This window comes from Pseudoalteromonas sp. OF7H-1 (assembly GCF_022347825.1).
Taxonomy (GTDB): Bacteria; Pseudomonadota; Gammaproteobacteria; order Enterobacterales; family Alteromonadaceae; genus Pseudoalteromonas; species Pseudoalteromonas maricaloris.
On the sequence record NZ_JAKRFX010000017.1, the window covers coordinates 26,671 to 44,669 of the forward strand.

General features: G+C 44.0%; 14 protein-coding genes and 2 pseudogenes. 12 read left to right on the forward strand and 4 right to left on the reverse strand.

Annotation, left to right across the window (positions count from 1 at the left end; translation table 11 throughout):
- Nucleotides 1-150 precede the first annotated feature (150 nt).
- From MHN30_RS18405 to MHN30_RS18430, 6 genes are all read left to right on the forward strand, one after another.
- Nucleotides 151-1,002, forward strand: coding sequence for a transporter substrate-binding domain-containing protein (locus tag MHN30_RS18405; RefSeq protein WP_039495352.1), 852 nt, complete (start codon nucleotides 151-153; stop codon nucleotides 1,000-1,002).
- Nucleotides 1,003-1,301: 299 nt separating this feature from the next.
- Nucleotides 1,302-1,892 carry a transcriptional regulator BetI gene (betI, locus tag MHN30_RS18410; protein ID WP_039495355.1) on the forward strand — a complete coding sequence of 197 codons (591 nt, stop codon included), beginning with the start codon at nucleotides 1,302-1,304 and terminating at the stop codon, nucleotides 1,890-1,892.
- 1 nt (nucleotide 1,893) lies between these two features.
- The gene (gene betB, locus MHN30_RS18415; RefSeq protein ID WP_039495358.1) at nucleotides 1,894-3,357 is read left to right on the forward strand and encodes a betaine-aldehyde dehydrogenase; all 1,464 of its coding nucleotides are present in this window, start codon (nucleotides 1,894-1,896) and stop codon (nucleotides 3,355-3,357) included.
- Between the two features lie 9 nt (nucleotides 3,358-3,366).
- Nucleotides 3,367-5,034 carry a choline dehydrogenase gene (betA, locus tag MHN30_RS18420; protein WP_205992127.1) on the forward strand — a complete coding sequence of 556 codons (1,668 nt, stop codon included), beginning with the start codon at nucleotides 3,367-3,369 and terminating at the stop codon, nucleotides 5,032-5,034.
- Nucleotides 5,035-5,185: 151 nt separating this feature from the next.
- Nucleotides 5,186-6,403, forward strand: coding sequence for a BCCT family transporter (locus MHN30_RS18425; RefSeq protein WP_130165586.1), 1,218 nt, complete (start codon nucleotides 5,186-5,188; stop codon nucleotides 6,401-6,403).
- A 12-nt stretch (nucleotides 6,404-6,415) separates the two neighbouring features.
- Nucleotides 6,416-7,117 carry a TorF family putative porin gene (locus MHN30_RS18430; protein ID WP_130165587.1) on the forward strand — a complete coding sequence of 234 codons (702 nt, stop codon included), beginning with the start codon at nucleotides 6,416-6,418 and terminating at the stop codon, nucleotides 7,115-7,117.
- A gap of 145 nt (nucleotides 7,118-7,262) precedes the next feature.
- Here the strand turns inward: MHN30_RS18430 and MHN30_RS23940 are convergent.
- Together MHN30_RS23940 and MHN30_RS23945 are read right to left on the reverse strand one after the other, a co-directional pair.
- A pseudogene (locus MHN30_RS23940) lies at nucleotides 7,263-7,907 on the reverse strand (ISAs1 family transposase).
- A pseudogene (locus MHN30_RS23945) lies at nucleotides 7,904-8,257 on the reverse strand (ISAs1 family transposase); the annotation flags it as partial. The pseudogenes MHN30_RS23945 and MHN30_RS23940, both read right to left, overlap by 4 nt.
- A gap of 337 nt (nucleotides 8,258-8,594) precedes the next feature.
- Between MHN30_RS23945 and MHN30_RS18440 the strand changes: the two are divergent.
- From MHN30_RS18440 to MHN30_RS18450, 3 genes are all read left to right on the forward strand, one after another.
- Nucleotides 8,595-9,497: a hypothetical protein gene (locus tag MHN30_RS18440; RefSeq protein ID WP_130165591.1), complete on the forward strand. Its 903-nt coding sequence runs from the start codon at nucleotides 8,595-8,597 to the stop codon at nucleotides 9,495-9,497.
- 340 nt (nucleotides 9,498-9,837) lie between these two features.
- Complete coding sequence (locus MHN30_RS18445; RefSeq protein WP_130165592.1) at nucleotides 9,838-10,221, forward strand: VOC family protein; 384 nt, start codon at nucleotides 9,838-9,840, stop codon at nucleotides 10,219-10,221.
- Between the two features lie 297 nt (nucleotides 10,222-10,518).
- The gene (locus MHN30_RS18450; RefSeq protein ID WP_239360665.1) at nucleotides 10,519-10,827 is read left to right on the forward strand and encodes a cupin domain-containing protein; all 309 of its coding nucleotides are present in this window, start codon (nucleotides 10,519-10,521) and stop codon (nucleotides 10,825-10,827) included.
- A gap of 272 nt (nucleotides 10,828-11,099) precedes the next feature.
- On the opposite strand, the gene MHN30_RS18455 is transcribed toward MHN30_RS18450, so the two are convergent.
- Nucleotides 11,100-12,035 carry a LysR family transcriptional regulator gene (locus MHN30_RS18455; RefSeq protein WP_239360666.1) on the reverse strand — a complete coding sequence of 312 codons (936 nt, stop codon included), beginning with the start codon at nucleotides 12,033-12,035 and terminating at the stop codon, nucleotides 11,100-11,102.
- Nucleotides 12,036-12,157: 122 nt separating this feature from the next.
- On the opposite strand from MHN30_RS18455, the gene MHN30_RS18460 reads away from it, so the two are divergent.
- The 3 genes from MHN30_RS18460 to MHN30_RS18470 are packed head-to-tail and all read left to right on the forward strand — an operon-like array spanning nucleotide 12,158 to nucleotide 16,073.
- A complete protein-coding gene (locus tag MHN30_RS18460; protein WP_239360667.1) occupies nucleotides 12,158-14,152 on the forward strand; it encodes a ligand-gated channel protein in 1,995 nt (664 codons plus the stop codon).
- On the forward strand, nucleotides 14,152-15,243 hold the full coding sequence (locus MHN30_RS18465; RefSeq protein WP_239360668.1) for a PepSY-associated TM helix domain-containing protein: 1,092 nt from the start codon (nucleotides 14,152-14,154) through the stop codon (nucleotides 15,241-15,243). The genes MHN30_RS18460 and MHN30_RS18465 overlap by 1 nt, the downstream gene beginning before the upstream one ends.
- A 2-nt stretch (nucleotides 15,244-15,245) precedes the next feature.
- Complete coding sequence (locus MHN30_RS18470) at nucleotides 15,246-16,073, forward strand: DUF4198 domain-containing protein (protein WP_239360669.1); 828 nt, start codon at nucleotides 15,246-15,248, stop codon at nucleotides 16,071-16,073.
- Nucleotides 16,074-16,205: 132 nt separating this feature from the next.
- Here MHN30_RS18470 and MHN30_RS18475 read toward each other — a convergent pair whose 3' ends face one another.
- Nucleotides 16,206-17,735 carry an ATP-binding cassette domain-containing protein gene (locus MHN30_RS18475; protein WP_239360671.1) on the reverse strand — a complete coding sequence of 510 codons (1,530 nt, stop codon included), beginning with the start codon at nucleotides 17,733-17,735 and terminating at the stop codon, nucleotides 16,206-16,208.
- Nucleotides 17,736-17,999 lie beyond the last annotated feature (264 nt).

The window sequence follows — 17,999 nt, forward strand, 5'->3', positions numbered from 1 at the left end:
ATACGTTTTTTGACTTAAATAGTTTAATAATTAGGCATTGTAATCTAGGCTTTAGGTAAATATATTGTTACTACTAAAGATAGTGCCTATGCAATGAACAGAGTCGTCATGTTATAAGGCCGATTGTCATAGACTTGCTCACGAGGTGTCATGGTTAAGCAGTACATATCAGTGAATAACTTGATTGGCACGATTATTTTGGTGTGGGGCTTGGTAATTCCCCCTGCCAGTGCAAGTGAATGCAGTAAAACGGTGAATATCGGCGTTGTTGCCGATTGGCCGCCATTAACTGTATTTGATGAGCTTGGACCTTGGGGCCTAGACGTAGACATTGCCGAAATGGTGTTCCAGCATGTTGCCGTGTGTACCACCTATATTCGCCTCCCTTCCAGCGCTCGCACTTTTGAAGAGATGTCAAAAGGAGTGATAGATGTCGCGGTAATGGTTAGCTACACTAAAGATAGAGAAGCATACGGAGATTTCTCTCTGCCCTACCGTTTTGAACGTATGCGATTATTCTCGTTATCACCTCCCACAGCGCTTGGCGATCTCGCTTCATTACTAAAGCAATCGAAAACCATAGGGTTAAGCATCGGATCTTACTATGGAGAGGAACTTAATAAGCTTAAACAAGATCCCCGCTATAAAGATCAATTTGTGAGTATTGCCAGTGCGCAGCGGCGGGTTGAAATGCTAATGAAAGCGCGCGTTGATTTTATTGTGGATGATATGATCACGGGGAACTATTTTATCAAAGAGCGAGGACTTGACGCTGCACAGGCCTGGCCTTATGTGGTACATGATAACCAAGTACACTTTTTGCTGCGTAAAAATGTTTTTAGTGCGAGGCTGAAAAGCAAAATTGATGAGGCGATCTTAGCGCTTAAACCTAAGATTGAATTGTTAGTGGCGAGTTATCAGTCAAACGCGTCTTTTGGGGTTTCAACTGTCTCAAATAGGTTTCCTAGTTATCAACCGTTACCGCTTTCAAATCTTAACTAGCAAGGATGTTTAGTCTTATTCAATTCCATCATTTGATTCGGTTTTGGTTGTTTTACAGTCAAACCAAACTTAATCAAATTGTCACATCAAAACGGTAAATTATCGCAAATACCTGCAAAATCTCAGATTTTTTTAAATTTCTTAAGATTTTTTGTAATCCTTTAAAACCCCTTAGCTATCATGGGATTAACCTAGGTACAAACGTCAAAAATTTGGCTTTTTACAAAAAGTCAACCTTGAAGTCTCACCTTTATCACCCTAAGATTTATTTTAATTGAACGGTCAATTAATAAAAAGCTATGCCAAAAGTCGGAATGGAACCTGTTCGTCGTCAGCAGCTAATTGACGCCACTTTAGAGTCAGTTGCCGAGTTAGGATTACAAGCAACCACGATTAATAGTATCAGTAAAAGAGCCGGTCTCTCATCAGGGATCATCAGCCACTATTTTGGTGGTAAACAAGGCTTGATTGAAGCAACCGTGCGCTATCTATTAAACAACTTGAAATACAGTTTGTTGGACAAGACCTACGGAGGTTGTGGTGCCGAGCAGCGACTCATGTATATCGTAGAAGCTAACTTTGCCATGGTGCAGCAGCAGTCAAATACGACGCGCACTTGGTTGAGTTTCTGGGCGCAGTCCATGCACGATGACGAGCTACACCGACTACAGCGTGTTAACAGTTGCCGTCTGCAGAGTAACCTAGCGACTTCGTTTGCTGCTTTTATGCCGCGAGCACAGGCAAAAGAAGCGGCTGAGCTTGCCGCCGGTATGATTGACGGACTCTGGTTAAGAGCTGTGCTAAGCAAAGCTGACCATCATGCGTTTCATCACAGTGAAACGCTCGCAAAACGCTACATTCAATCACTTATTAAGCAGTTTGGAGGATAATGTGACAGTCCCTGTATATCAAAATTTTATTCATGGCCAGTTCTTGGCAAACCACTCAGGCGAAAAGTTTGCAGTAAAAAATCCAGCAACGGATGAAGTGATCTATGAGGTAGAGGTTGCTGACAGTCATGTTCAGCAAGCTGCGATTGAAAGTGCTAAAGCGGGCTTTGCATTATGGTCAGCGATGGCGCCAATTGAGCGTAGTCGTGTTTTACATAAAGCGGTATCTCTGTTGCGCGAGCGCAATAATGAGCTTGCTAAGATTGAAGTGTTAGATACAGGTAAACCTTGGCAAGAGGCTGAATGTGTAGACATTCAAACTGGCGCTGATGTGATTGAATATTTTGCAGGGTTGGCTCCCGCTCAAGTTGGCACTCAGCAGCCAGTGGGAGGGGACTTTTTCTATACTCGTAAAGAGCCCTTGGGGATTTGTGCAGGCATTGGCGCGTGGAATTATCCACTGCAAATTGCGTGTTGGAAATCAGGCCCTGCACTTGCCGCTGGTAACGCCCTCATTTTCAAGCCATCGGAAGAAACACCACTAGGCGCGATTAAGCTGGCCGAAATCTTTATTGAAGCCGGTGTCCCTGCGGGCGTATTCAATGTGGTGCAAGGTGCCGCTGAGGTGGGCCAATGGCTTACTACCAGCCCTGATATTGAAAAAGTATCGTTCACCGGTGAAGTGGGTACTGGCAAAAAAGTAATGCAAAGTGCGGCAAGCAATTTAAAAGAAGTGACGATGGAGCTAGGCGGCAAATCACCGCTTATCGTTTTTGAAGATGCTGATATCTCTCAAGCGATAAGTGCCGCGATGTTGGGCAACTTCTACACCCAAGGTGAAGTGTGTACCAACTGCACACGCGTATTTGTTCAGCGTAAGGTTTACGACGCCTTTTTAGCTGAGTTAAAGCAGCGTACCGAACAAAATATCATCGCGGGCGATCCGCTCGATCCAAACGTAAATCTTGGCGCTCTAATCTCAAAGCAGCATCACACACTGGTGATGGATTACATTGCAAAAGGCAAAGCTGAAGGCGCAACCGTACTGACCGGTGGTGAGGCACTTAGTCCTGAAACGGCACCAAACGGCTACTTTGTCGCACCGACCGTATTTATCGACTGTCATGATGATATGACCATAGTGAAAGAAGAGATCTTTGGTCCAGTGATGTCGGTATTGGTATTCGATGACGAGGAAGAAGTCATTCAACGTGCAAACAACACCCACTTAGGTTTGGCTGCAGGTGTATTTAGTAAAGATATTCAACGTGCACACCGTGTCATCCACCAGCTAGAAGCTGGTATTTGTTGGATCAATAGTTATGGCAACTCACCCGCCGAAATGCCCGTTGGAGGCTATAAGCAGTCGGGCATTGGCCGCGAAAATGGTATCGAGACGCTAGATCAATATACTCAGACTAAGTCCGTGTATGTTGGTATGAGCGATATTGAAAGTCCATTTTAATCGAGGAGTATGATGACTGATTTTGATTATATTATTGTAGGTGCAGGTTCTGCAGGCTGTGTGCTTGCAAACCGCCTATCGGAAAATCCAGCGCACAAAGTACTATTACTCGAAACTGGCGGTAGTGATAAGAGTATTTTTATTCAGATGCCAACCGCGCTATCTATTCCAATGAATACCGATAAATATGCTTGGCAGTTCCATACCGAGCCCGAGCCGCACTTAGACAATCGCGTTATGCATTGTCCTCGCGGCAAGGTACTTGGTGGTTCATCGTCAATCAATGGCATGGTGTACGTTCGAGGTCATGCTAAAGACTTTGACGAGTGGCAAGACAGTGGTGCACAAGGTTGGGATTATCAGTCTTGTTTGCCTTACTTCAAGCGCGCTGAATCTTGGTATTTAGGAGGCGACGAGTACCGTGGTGAGCAAGGTCCGCTTGGCACCAATAATGGTAATGAAATGGCAAACCCGCTCTATCGTGCGTTTATTAGCGCTGGTGAGCAAGCGGGTTATGCGTTTACTAAAGACTATAACGGTGAGCAGCAAGAAGGCTTTGGGCCGATGCATATGACCGTAAAAGGTGGTAAACGTTGCTCGTCTAGCCGAGCCTATTTAGACCCCATTAAACATCGCAGTAACCTCACCATAGTCACGGGTGCCTTGGTACAAAAAGTACTGTTAGATGGCAAAACCGCTACAGGCGTTGAATACAGTGTGAAAGGAAACCTGAAAAAAGCGAATGCAGCGAAGGAAGTGATCCTAAGTGCAGGTTCAATTGGTTCACCACATTTATTACAGTTATCTGGCATTGGCGATAAAGAAGCGTTGACTGCCGCAGGCGTTGAAGTAAAACACCATTTACCCGGAGTGGGCAAAAACCTTCAAGATCACTTGGAGTTTTATTTCCAATATAAGTGTAAGCAGCCTATCACCTTAAACGGCAAGCTGGGGTTAATTTCTAAAGGTTTGATCGGTGCAAGATGGTTGCTTGATAAATCAGGTCTTGGCGCGACCAATCACTTTGAATCTTGTGCCTTTATTCGTTCGAAAGCAGGCGTTGAGTGGCCAGATCTTCAGTACCACTTTTTACCTGCGGCCATTCGCTACGATGGTAAAAGTGCCTTTGATGGTCACGGGTTCCAAGTTCATGTCGGCCACAATAAACCAAAGAGCCGTGGTGAAGTAACGATTAAATCAGCAGAACCAACGGTGGCGCCTAAAATACAGTTTAATTACCTAGCTGAACAAGAAGACATCGAAGGGTTTAGAGCATGTGTGCGACGCACGCGTGAAATCATTGAGCAGAGTGCGTTTGATGATTTTCGGGAGAGCGAGATCCAACCTGGTGAGCGAGTGCAAACCGATGAAGAAATCGATGCCTTTGTGCGTCAAGCGGTAGAAAGTGCTTATCACCCTTCTTGTTCATGCAAAATGGGTGAGGATGAAATGGCGGTTGTTGATTCACAAACCCGTGTGCACGGTGTAAAGGGGCTACGCGTTGTGGATTCATCTATCTTCCCAACCATTCCAAACGGCAACCTCAATGCGCCGACTATTATGGTCGCGGAAAAAGCAGCGGATATGATTTTAGGCAATTCGCCACTTGCCGCTGAGGGAGCAAACGTTGCTATGACACAAAACTGGCAACAGGTTCAACGTAGTTCGGAGATCTAGTTTCGCCACTCGTATGGGAAAGTTCGTGCCCCATATGAGACCTGCAGTGGCATGCAGTGCAAATCGTTTGCACTGCATTAATGCGGGAATAATGTAAATAAAAACAACGGAGAAAAAATGAGTTACTTCTATCAATTTTGGGAGGGTGACAATGACAGTATGGCTTAGTGCAGGCATCATTTTCACCCTATTGGCAATTGCCTTTATTTTATTGAAGTGGGGGAATTTACAGTGCGTTGGTGTTACACCGGTTAAAACGTTCACTTTTATTGCAATCTTATTTACTTCAGGCCTAGATGTTGGCCTGATCATGTTTCCGCTTACGGAGTTTGCGGGTTACGCAGACATAAAAGCAAGCCCAGAGTATGCATTTACTAATCCGCTGGCCATAGAGTTTGGCTTTTGGGGATTTTTAATCTGGGGGTTCTACTTTCTTACGTGCTTTTATTTCTGCGTAATAGAGCCCAAAGTGAAATTCTTTGAAATTCCTTGGGTTAAATTCATTAACAACCTAGTTATTATCGGTACTTGTGCATTTACCGCATTCTTATTGTTGTCTAACTTGCCTTGGTATTTACCAAGTTTAGGTGACGGTGAGTCGGTTATTCCTAGTTTCTATCTAATTGTGTTTGCGGCGATTGCTTTTGCGGTGTATTCAAGCACTAGTCTTAAGTACGTGCGTATTCTAAGTATCACGACGACTTGGGTCTTTATCGGTTTAATTGCCTTTATGTGGGCGTCAGCGTTTGTCTTTGGTGACAGTGCAATGTCGAGCTATACCAATAACTTGACGCTGATCGGCGGTTACTTTGCCAATTTAGATCAGTTTGTGTTACCACTGAATGACTATCACGAGTTCTATCTGTTTTGGTGGTTTGCGTGGAGCATCATGATTGGACAGTTCACATCGCGTTTTGTCGGTGGTTTGAAAACCTATCAAGTGCTAGCGGCGATGCTGGTTTTCCCGTCTATTCCAATCGCAGCGTGGTTTAGTGTGCTTTATCACTACCATGAGGCTGGGATCCCTACTGCGGGTATTAAAAACTTTGCAATGGTCTTTGTTGGCGTGGTGTTCGTGATTAACTCACTCGACTCTTTGATCCGCCTGTATACAGATAACCTTAACCTTACGGTTAGCCGTTTAGGAAAAAGAAACTATATTTTATTTAATATCGTGGCGTTATCACTGCTTACGCTGTTATTTAAACTAAACTTTTTACAGATCCAATGGGTTGGTGCGTTAGTTATAGGCTTGTTCTTCTCATGTTTTGGTTACATTGCTTATAGCAAATACAAAACCGTGAGCAAGATTGATAGCTCGCCAAAAGACAACCTTATCGACTTTAGAAAAATTGAATCAGTAAACTAGGGATACAACTACATGACAACTTTAAAGAAAACACTTTGTGCACTCCCACTTGTACTCGCGTCTAACTATGCGGCAGCAGACTGGTCTGCAACGCTTACAGGTGCATCTGACTATACCTTTAACGGTGTGAGTCAAACGCAAAATGATCCAGCTCTACAAGGCAGCATCGATAAAGCCTTTGCTAATGGCGTGTATGCTGGGAGCTGGGCGTCTAACGTCGATTTTGGTGATGACACGGATCTAGAGTGGGACTTTTATGTTGGCCGCTTTATCGAGCTGAACCAAAGTTGGAGCCTTGACTATGGTATTGCTTACTATTCTTATCATGGTGGTGACAACTCAAGCGATGGTAACTACCCAGAGATCTATACTAAGTTTGGTTACGCGAGTGAGTTTGGCCAAACTGAGTTTAATTTTTGGTATAGCTGGGACTATTTCGGAACCGAAGCGGGTCACACTATTGCGATGGTAGCACATACTTTTGAAATTGCAGAAGGTCATGCACTGCGAGCAAGCTTTGATATCTCCAATTCATTGGATGGTGATAAATATACGTGGGATGGTAACGATAAATCTTACAATCACTATCGCCTTGCTTACCAAACTGCATTTAAAGGGTTTGATATTGAAGTGGCGGCTGAAAACACGAGCTTAGATTGGGATACGGCTGATGAGCGTATCGTACTTTCTGTGTCGAGAACATTTGATTTGTAACTGCTAAGGTAAAAGAGCCACCTTCTAAAGAAGGTGGCTTTGCATTAGCCCCCTGAAAAAGGCGTTGTTCCTGTAGTTTTAACTACGCTTGCTCTTGCACCCAGGGCAAGAGCAAGAAAAAATTACTTGCTATTCAATACCTTTTCTAGATAGCACTCGGTTTTAGCTGTTTTGCGCGCAAACCTTTGTTAAAGGATGTCTCTTTCTTCAATAAATTCAGTGCAATATGCCTTACACCAGCAAACACTTCTGCTGCACCTTTTCGATGTATATGGCAGCCACCTTCATTCATTGCCACATCTAAACACCAATGAAGACTGTTCTCAATATGCCAATGCGCACGTGTGGTTTCGGCTAATCTCTGTGTACTCAAGTTTACTGAGCTGATTAAATACCGGTATGTTAATTCTCCTTGCTTTTGATTAACTCTTTGCGGTACGACACTATTATGCCTACGTTACGTAGAAGCGGCCAACTATGACTCGCCGGGAGTTGAGCCAAATCATGGCAGACAACAGCCGCTCTGAACTCTTCTCGACTTCGTTGGTAATGAGGCTATTTGGTGTGTTACTTCTGGTTGTAAGAGCCGTTTCACTCGTTCAAATAAGCTGCCCTGATTGGCTTTTAGTACCATCAAATAATCCGCTTCTTTTTCTATAATTTTCTTTGCTATTTCCTTTTGACAGCTCATTGCATCAATGGTCACTATGCAAGCTTTTAGCTCTAGTAACTCAGGGATAGCTGTGATTTCATTGGACTTTGAGTCGGTCTTACATTGATCTAACGTCACGCCATTTTCACAGGAAAATGGCGTGACAATGTGGATAGCATCTTTCTATCTGGCTGTTTAAATGAACCTTTTAGCTTTTTTCCATCAATGGCAACAACACTGCCGTCTGTTAGCTCACTAGAGCTTTGCATCCATTGAGAGAAACAGGCTTGAAACTGGGCCATATCGATGCCGCTTATTACCCGTGCAGTCCTTTCGTGTCGCGGCACGCCGTTATCTAACACTATAAATTTACGTAACCAAGTTAATTCGTCGTGGGCAAAACCTTCAATTTCCTCCCAATCTCGAGAACCTGCGATTACGGCACTGGTTGTTAGAAACTGAATATCGAATATTGGATGTTGCACTTGGCCTTGTTGGCGGGATCATCAATGGAAGAAAAGTGAAAGCAGTATAAGATCATAAATTTATGTCAAGGTAAAGTTCATGATCTTGCCCTGCCGCATACTGAAATAGGTGGTTTAGGGTCGAAAATAAAACTGCGCAGCTTATATTAATAGTCTAAGCTTCTTAAAATTAATATTCTCATATACTTACCAAGTTTTTATGGGATATATAATGCTAATTATTGCAATTTTTATTTTTTCTAATAAAGGTGTTGGTGTTTCCTTTATTTTTATTGGGTTTTGTGCTTTATTTTAGTTGCTAAATTAGTTTTAGCGTTCATAAATTTAAAGGACTTTTATTATGAAATGTTTTTATTATACAGTGTATATTTTAACTTTTTTATTTTCTGGTTATGTTTTTGCTACCGGAGCTATTTTTTGTAATGATTGTACAGATGCTCAACTTTCTAATGAGATGAAGAAGTATAGTCCTGATGATACTGGTATATATTATTATTATGGTATCGATCTAGTTAATGCTTCCGTTGCGGAGTACAGTGTAGAGGTTGTTGATTTAAATCTACAAGCGTATTCAGGTGAGTCTTTAATTGGAAAGATTGTTCAGAGGCACTCAGCTGCTCCTGCACATGTTAGAAATGCCGTCACTGCGGCGTCCAATGAAGTTGTTGCGAGAATTAACACTGGTTATACAATACCCAGAGGAGTGTTGGTGAGGCAGACTGGTAGCTTCAGATCTCAAGCGACTCAAATTGAGTATGATGGGAGTGCGAGTGGGTTTGTCGATAAATTTTGGTATGCTGATGCTGTAAATGACTACTTGGCTACTGAACATCCATTTACTTTCTATGGGAGCAGCTTTATCTCGACAGTAGGTGGAGTGATTAATGGAGCTTTGGCAGGAATCGAAATAAAAATTGTTTTTCCTGATAACAGCAGTGCTGTTTTAGTTGCTCCTAAAGTTTCTAGTCATGCGTTAAGGTTTTCATATAAAGAAGGAAGTGCGAAAGATGTAGATGGAATGCCTTTTTTGCGAGAACCTTCTGACTACGATAACAGAGAATTCCGTCATACTACTCAGGAAGCGTATCGTGATTTTGTTGAACGCATTCAAAGTCAAGGAGTAATATACATTGCTCCAGTTAATGGAGGGGGAGGTGGAAGTGGTTGTCGCAGAATTGCTACTACCGTGTGTGAAAGAAGGGTTGATGAATCAGTTTGTTGGAGTAGTATCGGCTGCTACTAATACCAAAAACTAGGGAATTAGAGAGGATTTTATGTTGGAATTGCTAAGAGATGGAACTATCACACCATTGCAGTTCACCATGGTATTGCATTTTTCACTACTGCTGCTAAATATATATTTGGCGAAGAAGAAAAACTTATATGCGCATTGGAAGGTCGTTGCATGCGCTGTTATACCGGCTGTTAATGTTGTAGCGCTTATCTATCTTGTATTTGTAAGGCGGAAGGAAGTCATACAGCACAATTAATACTGTAGGTTTTGATGCCTCGCTACTTAACTATATTTGGGGGAGCACATTAAACTGTGTGACCCCTCAATTTTATATATAAGTAAAAAACTTATGGATCTTAACCAAGTTACCCTGCCCGTTGATAATATGGATGCAGCTTGTCAATTCTATCGAACGCTAGGCTTTACTCAAATTGTTGATACACCTCACTATGCTCGATTTGAATGCCCTGAAGGTAATGCAACCTTCTCCTTGTCGTTAGAAACGCCTCCCATCAATAATGGTGCGGTTATTTACTTCGAGCATGAACAGTTAGATAAGTGGGTTTCTGAGCTTGAGGCCCGGGGGATCATATTTGAGCAACTGCCGACAGAGCAGCGCTATCTGTGGCGAGAAGCCATACTGTTTGACCCCGCAGGGAACAAGATCAAATTATACTGGGCTGGTGAAAATCGACTGGATCCTCCTTGGCGTGTGGAACTTAAAGGATTTTAGTAAATTCATTCTTGTTTATTTAATGTTAAAATTTGTTTTACAAACATTGTTAAATTGTGTAACTTTAATGGCGACTGTACAACTGGGCAAGAAGTCCGAGTGGAGTCGCTTAAGTTAGGGGATTTTTCACCAATCGCCTGATGGATTGTTTTGAAAGATTGAGAACGACGTATTGAACATTTCTACAGATCAAGTTGTACCATTCTCCCAATTTGCCGTTACCAGATAAACGGATGTGCTGTTGCGGCAAATTATTTCTCTATCCTTGACTAATTGCTAGGTCCAAGTTTCAAACTTATGAACTTTCTAAAAGATATTCCAGCTGATGTAACCGAAGAAATTTTTGAAACGGTGCTGTCTCATCCAAATATTCGTATTGAACGGATAGTATCAAACGGGCATACCTCGCCAAGCTCTGGATATTACGACCAAGACGAAAACGAATGGGTACTGGTATTAAAGGGCTGTGGTGAGTTGACTTTTGATGATGGTAAAACAGTAACCTTAAAGGCGGGTGACAGTCTTAATATTCCCGCACATCAAAAGCATAAAGTAAGTTATACAGACACTTCTGAGCCAACTATATGGCTCGCAATTTTTTATTAACTAACCTGAGGTTTGGATAAGAAATGTTCCAACTCATTGTTGCTAAAGCACAACTTAGTTTTTTCCTTGTCTAGCCAGAGAGTTTTAGGGAAAACACCGCTTCCGCGTCCTGCTCTCGCTAAGGTACCTACATCCTGTAGGCAAGGCGAATTTACGCACCAATAGCTGGCTATTGGAAGTGAATTCAACGCAGTTAGCGCTAAAACTGGCTGCTAGAAAGGCATTAATTATCCGCAGCTCAGGTTAACTACCAAAGTTCAACTGAACGAAGCTTAGATAAAACTAAAGTCGCCAACAAACACTTGGTTATCGTTGGAAACTTGGGTAAACCACTCTTTTAGGCTTTCAATGGCAGCGGTTGTTTTTGCCGCAACGGTATCGCGATGCGGCGTCACGGCGTAAACGCTATATTTTTGTAATGACCACTCTGAACATAGCCGTTTTAGCCTCCCTGATGAAAGGTGGTGCCTAATTTCTGGTTCAGGTAATACCCCATAGCCAATGCCATCTAGGGTGAGCTGAATACAAGCCTGCATATTATTCACCATAAAGCGCGCTGCCGGCAGCGCTATTTGCTGATGGGTTTGTTGGTGTCTCAAATGGTAAGGGTTTTGTTTACTACTCGAATGACCAATCAAGGCGTGAGGCGCTAAGCTGTCTGGGTGCGATATATTGAGTTGTGCCAGTGGATGATGGCAACTGACACAGGGGATTAGTTGCCAGTCAGCAAGGTGACGGGCAATCAGGTTTGAGTCCTGTAAAGGGCCTATACAGATAGCTAAGTCAACTCCCTCAGTAATGATGTCAATGGGTTCGTCTGTTAAGATCAAATCGACTTTTATTTGTGGAAACTGCTCACTCAAGTAGCGCAGTGGTTTACTGAGTAGCCCTCCTCCAAACCCGATGGGGGCAGAAATCTTCAATATACCAGAAGGCGTATGTTGTAATAACTCGAGTTCATGCTCCGCTTGCTTCGCAGTTTGCAGTATTTGTATCGCGGATTTGTAATAGATAGAGCCCGCTTCTGTGAGCGTGAGGTTACGAGTATTTCGATTAAATAAACTTAGGCCTATGTCTTGCTCTAATTTGCTGATCTGCTGGCTGACAGCCGAGGTGGTCATATGCAATAAGTCAGCGGCTTTACTCATACTGCCAGCTTCTACTGTTTTTGCGAACACTTGAAGTCCGCGAGTCAATTTCTGATTCATTGTTAAGACCTGCTTAAAATACCTTTAAGAAAAACCGCATTGCTCCAAAATACGCAATCATCATACCATTACAAATGAAAATAATTGTTATTTATCTTGTATTCTATCATGGAGGTTTCTCGATGTTGATGGCCTGTCGTAGTTTGGCGCCACTCTCTTTAGCTGTTGCTGCAGCCCTGCCTTTTTCCTCACTTGCACAAAGTGATGCAAAATCAGAAATAAAAGAAGAGGTGGAAGTGATCGTCGTATCCGCTTCTGGATTTGAGCAACTGCTAAAAAATGCACCGGCGTCTGTTAGCGTTATCAATCAAGAAGCGCTACAGCAGCGCTTTTATCGAGATCTTACCGATGCCATGACTGATGTTCCCGGAGTTGTAGTAACTGGAGGCGGAGACAGGGAAGATATTAGCCTTCGCGGCATGGGCAGTCAGTACACGCTTATCTTAGTCGACGGGCAAAGACAAAGTTCGCGTGAGACTCGGCCAAATAGTGACGGCCCTGGTGTTGAAGGTGCATGGACGCCTCCTGTTGCTGCCATCGAACGTATCGAAGTTGTGCGCGGGCCTATGTCTTCGCTGTATGGCTCTGATGCAATTGGTGGTGTAATTAACATTATTACTAAAAAAACGCCTGACGAGTGGCATGGAGAAGTCAGAGTTGACGCAACCAGCCAAGAAAACAGTCGCTCAGGTGATATTTATCAGGCTAATTTCTTTGCTGCCGGCTCGCTAATCAAAGATACCTTAGGGGTACAAATTTACGGCCAAACTACGCACAGAGACGAAGACGAAATAGTGTCTGGCTTTAGAGGTCGCGATGCCGACACGCTGAAGGTAAAACTGGCCTATACACCATCAGATGAACACGAATGGTTATTGGATTATGGTATTGCTTCACAAACGCTTGATGCAACGCTCGGTAAAACGGTGGCAATGCTTGCACCAGGTGAGCCGTGTGGCCGCCGTGGTTGTCCTGAGTCCACTACAACCGAATACGATAGTGAGTCAATCTCTTTGACGCATAACGGTTACTGGTCATTTGGTAGCTCTCGTAGTTACGTAAAACATGAAGAGTTTGACAATAAATCCCGTGAGATGACGGTCAAAAATGTAGATTTCCAATCTCTTTGGACGTTACCGCTTGGCGAGTCTCATACTAGCTCAATCGGTGTTGCTTATCTCAATGAAGACTTGACTGACAAAACCAGTAACCGCATTAGTGATTTGCAGCAAGTCGACAACGATCAGTGGTCGGTATTTGCTGAGGATGAGTGGCGCATCGTTGAGCCATTTGCCCTAACTATGGGCCTACGCTACGACAAAGACGGTAATTTTGGCGGCCATGTTAGCCCGCGTTTATACGGTGTTTATACTGCATCAGATGCGGTGACCGTTAAAGGTGGGATCTCAACCGGCTTTAGAGCGCCGAACTTGCGTCAAAGCACGGCGGCGTGGGGCCAAGTGAGTCGTGGTGGTAATATTTATGGTAATCCAGACTTAAGCCCTGAAACCTCAATTAATTACGAGGTAGGCGTATACGTCGAGCTTGCTAAAGGGATCAGCACCTCAGCAACGGTATTCTATAACGAGTTTGACGATAAAATTTCACGGGTTTCATGCCCACTAACTCAATGTACGGACGGCCCTAACGAGTTTGGCTCGTTGCCGACAACTTATGTCAACGTTGATGAAGCCGTAACCCAAGGGGGTGAAATTAGCTTCTCGGGTCAATTGACTGAAAAACTGAAGCTTAGCGCAAACTATACCTACACAGATTCGGAGCAAAAAACCGGAGTATATGCTGGTAGTCCATTAAACCAGTTACCTAAACATTTGTTCCAAACGTCGCTTAATTATCAGTATTCGGATGAGCTAAACACGTGGTTACGTTTCCATTATCGTGGTGAAGAAAGCCAGCCTGTAACAGGGCCTTCGCAAAGTAGCTTAGTCGCACCTTCGTATAACCTAACTGATTTAGGTGCAAATTATCAGTTGAACGAAGCAATTAAGCTTGGATTTGGGATTTACAACCTCTTCGATGAAGAAATTACTGAAGCAGAATACGGCTACTTTGAAGATGGTCGTCGCTATTGGGCTTCATTGGCGTGGAGCTTTTAATGACACGAGCTCGCTCAGCGGCTAAGTCGTCGAATCGGCGATTTAAAAAGCTGTTTGATTGGCGCACTTGGCATTGGATGAGTTCTGCCGTGTGTTTGGTGGGAATGCTGCTATTTGCCGTGACTGGGATCACCTTAAATCACGCAAGCCAGATAGAAGCTGAGCCGACTACATATGCTAAAGAAGCGGTGCTGCCAAGTGCTCTGTTGACCCAGCTTAACGCGGCGGCAGAGCAGGCAGCGCTGCCACACAGCTTTCAATCTTGGTATCAGTCACACACAGGCGCGGCGTTACCTGCACTACAGCAAGTGCAGTGGAGCGAGTACGAATTGTATGTTGCGCTACCGAGAGCTGGTGGCGATGGCTGGTTTAGCATCGCCCTTGATAGCGGTGAGTTTTATCAAGAGATCACGGATCGTGGTTGGGTATCATACCTTAACGATCTTCACAAAGGACGTAATACAGGATTTGCATGGCGTATGTTTATTGATGTGTTTTCAGTAGCTTGTGTAGTGTTTTCACTCACAGGGTTATGGCTTTTATACAAGCATTCTCGAGGAAGAAAGTCGACCTGGCCGCTCATCGCAGCAGGCTTTGTATTACCTGTTTTAGTGCTGATGGTACCCGCGCACGCTAAAGCTGATGAGGTTGAAATCACGATCCCGCGTTTAAACGTTGCGGAATATCATCCTCCTTATGTCGCAGTATGGCTGGCAGACAGCAAACAAAAGCGAGTTGCCGATATTGCCGTTTGGTATGACGTTAATATGGCGGATAAAGAAGGTGAAAAGTGGCTAAAAGACTTACGTCTTTGGTGGCGTAGAAGCGGTCGTAGCCTATCCATGCCTGTAGATGGCGTGACTGGTGCGACAAGGCGCCCAGGTACGGCAAAGATTGATTTAACCCCTTGGCGCGATGAGTTTAAAGCTTTACCTGCGGGTGAATACACGCTGTTTGTGGAGGCTGCTCGTGAGCTTGGAGGTCGTGAAGTATTGAAACTGCCAGTGACCTTACCTATCACTGAGCCTGTCACTGTGATTGCAGAAGGTAAATCTGAACTCGCTACAACAATTTTAACAATGGAGCCTTAATCGTGAAAATTTCAACGTTAGTTTCTGGTGTCTTAGTTGCCTTAGCTGCATATAGCCCGTTAAGTGAAGCACACCGAGTATGGATAAAGCCAAGTACCACCGTGGTGTCTGGTGACAGCGAATGGATCACGTTTGATGCTGCCATCGCCAATGGGATCTTTAACCCAGATCATTATGCTTATCCACTAGATCGTCTATCTGCACTGTCCCCTTCTGGTAGCAAGGTTGAGCTTAAGAACGCCGCAAAACTTAAGTATCGTAGTGTGTTTGACATTGAGCTCAATCAGCAAGGCACTTACAAAGTGTTTAATCAAAGTCGCTCGTTGGTGGCGCGCTGGACTGATGAAAACGGTGAAAAGCATTACTGGCCAGGACGCGGAAAAATTGGCTCAGTAGAGGCCTTTAACAAAGAAGTGCCAAAAACGGCAAAAGATTTAAGTGTGACCGACGTTGCAAGACGATTAGAGGTATTTGTAACTTTGGGCGCACCAAATAACACTGCGCTTAAGCCAACCGGCAAAGGGCTAGAACTAAACCCGGTTACTCACCCTAATGATTTGTACACCGGTGAACCAATTACCTTGCAGTATACGATGGATGGTGAACCTGCCAAGGGTGCAGAAGTGATAGTGGTACGTCAGGATGAAAAGTACCGTGACAACAGTCAACCAAACAAATATACAACGAATGCCAAAGGTGAAGTGACGCTAACGCTATCTGAGCCAGGCATGTATTGGTTTGAAGTGGAATATGAAGACGACAAAGCACAAGCACCCGCCACAAAACGTGCCGGCAGCTATGTCACGACCCTCGAGGTATTACCGCTTTAACCCATCGTCCCCATGTGGTTTGAGACGTGCAGTCGTCTCAGCCCATTTAATTTAGTGGTCATAACAGAGACGCCACTAAGTGCCCAAAGGGGGAGGCGTTCCTTCCTCCCCCTTTTCTTCCTTCTATGACTATTAATCACGCAGCGGTAGAACTTTTATGTTGGTAAGCTGACTGCAAAAATACTCATTGTGAGAGACCAGTATAAATCCACAAGGAAGCTGATTAAGCATGGCAGCAAGTTCTTCTTGTGCTTCAAGGTCGAGGTGATTATCAGGCTCGTCAAGCAGTAAAAAGCCTTGCATTTGCACGGCCAGCACGATGGCCGCTTTCATTCTCTCGCCACCACTGAGACTCGTGATAGGTCCTGAAATCTTATCTAGACTCAGACCAACGCTTGCAAAGCTGGTGATTAAATTATGATGTGGCGTGTCAAGTGAGCGCTCGGCAATATCTAAAACGCAAGGGCCCTGCTCAAGCCAAGCGCAATGCTGATCTAAGTAAACACATGTTATTGGGCGTTGGATTTCTCCGCGCTTTAACTCTAGCTTACCCGCAAGGGTTTTAAGCAAGGTCGATTTTCCGATGCCATTTTCTCCAATTACCCTGAGCTTTTGTGTTGTATCCGCAAAAAGGTTCAGTGTCTTTTCCGGTCCAAAGCACAGTTCGGCTTCACATAAGCGGATCTTTTCTTTTGCTCGAAAAGTTGAGTTAAAATGAAACTGCTGTTTGTCTTCTCGATAGTAAACTGCATTTTTCTTAACCCTATCTTGAGCTTGCTGAATTTTATGGGTTTGTCCGGCATGACGCTTACTCCCTCTGTCTGACTTAAAGTCAGTAACTAGTTTACTTTGGCTACCAGCACGCACTTGTGCTTTTCCTTTACTGGCTTGCCTTTGATGTTGCAGATCCGCTGCAATTATGGCTTGTTTAAGTGCTTTTTGTGCCGCGCGATTTGCCGAGTGTTGTTGTTTTTGTCGAGCTTGAGTTTGAAGTAGCGTTTCTCTAAAGGCGTCAAATCCAAGCGAGTGATGAGTTAGCTCCCCCTGTTTTATGTGCAGTATATGGTCGGCTGCGTCCAATAAAATAGGATCGTGTGTGACGGCAACCACACCATGCTTGTGATGCTTTAGTCGCTCAGCTAGCCAGTGCTTATTGACGCTGTCCATGTGATTACTCGGCTCATCCATTAATAGGATTGCAGGCTGAGATTGTAGTATCTCAATATAAACACGCATTCGCTCTCCTGGACTAAGCCTTGTAAAGGGGGTTTCCAAAGTGAGTGCTAGCGGTGCAAGTGTTGCTTGCCAAGTTGATTCTAACTGCCAATCATCTGAGATTAAGTCAAAGTCGTGCTCAGAGGCTACCCCCTGATGGGCTCGCTGCAGTGCTACTAGCTTCTCTTCAAGTCCGAGTAGTTCAGAAACGGTGGCAAAGCGGTTAGTCGCATCTTGTGGGAGATAAAAGCATTTCCCATGACTTTGGCGCTCGCCCGAAGTTAGAGGCTGCTCACCGGATAGGGCTTTGAGTAAGTGTGATTTTCCTGCCCCATTAGGGCCCGTTATCGCAATAAATTGCCGCTCTATTGTTAGGTCGACATCGCAAAATAAACATTGACCATTTGCAAGCGTCAAGCTTGCTTGCTTTACCTGTATCCAAGGCATAATTACTGCTCCTAGTCGCAGCAGTGCAAAAGGCTAAAGGCTAAAGGCTAAAGGCTAAAGGCACAAAGACTCGTAAAAGCCATAAACAGTAAAATAGAAAATGAGAGTCTATAGATTACTCTGAGAAGCCTCAACGATAACCATAAGCCTTGCACTGGAAATTAATAATAAGTTCGTCAGTTACAAAGGGCTTAGTTATTCATTGTGATGGCAACTCCTAATGAGGAAATAAAACGAATAGAGGCAAATAATTAGCGATAGATC

Excerpts from the sequence above, each read along its gene's own strand:
- MHN30_RS18465 (WP_239360668.1), top strand. The coding sequence starts at position 14,152 with ATGACACGAGCTCGCTCAGCGGCTAAGTCGTCGAATCGGCGATTTAAA.
- betA (WP_205992127.1), top strand. The coding sequence starts at position 3,367 with ATGATGACTGATTTTGATTATATTATTGTAGGTGCAGGTTCTGCAGGC.
- MHN30_RS18460 (WP_239360667.1), top strand. The coding sequence starts at position 12,158 with ATGTTGATGGCCTGTCGTAGTTTGGCGCCACTCTCTTTAGCTGTTGCT.
- MHN30_RS18475 (WP_239360671.1), bottom strand. The coding sequence starts at position 17,735 with ATGCCTTGGATACAGGTAAAGCAAGCAAGCTTGACGCTTGCAAATGGT.
- MHN30_RS18405 (WP_039495352.1), top strand. The coding sequence starts at position 151 with ATGGTTAAGCAGTACATATCAGTGAATAACTTGATTGGCACGATTATT.
- MHN30_RS18450 (WP_239360665.1), top strand. The coding sequence starts at position 10,519 with ATGAACTTTCTAAAAGATATTCCAGCTGATGTAACCGAAGAAATTTTT.
- MHN30_RS18425 (WP_130165586.1), top strand. The coding sequence starts at position 5,186 with ATGACAGTATGGCTTAGTGCAGGCATCATTTTCACCCTATTGGCAATT.
- MHN30_RS18455 (WP_239360666.1), bottom strand. The coding sequence starts at position 12,035 with ATGAATCAGAAATTGACTCGCGGACTTCAAGTGTTCGCAAAAACAGTA.
- MHN30_RS18445 (WP_130165592.1), top strand. The coding sequence starts at position 9,838 with ATGGATCTTAACCAAGTTACCCTGCCCGTTGATAATATGGATGCAGCT.
- MHN30_RS18430 (WP_130165587.1), top strand. The coding sequence starts at position 6,416 with ATGACAACTTTAAAGAAAACACTTTGTGCACTCCCACTTGTACTCGCG.
- MHN30_RS18440 (WP_130165591.1), top strand. The coding sequence starts at position 8,595 with ATGAAATGTTTTTATTATACAGTGTATATTTTAACTTTTTTATTTTCT.
- betI (WP_039495355.1), top strand. The coding sequence starts at position 1,302 with ATGCCAAAAGTCGGAATGGAACCTGTTCGTCGTCAGCAGCTAATTGAC.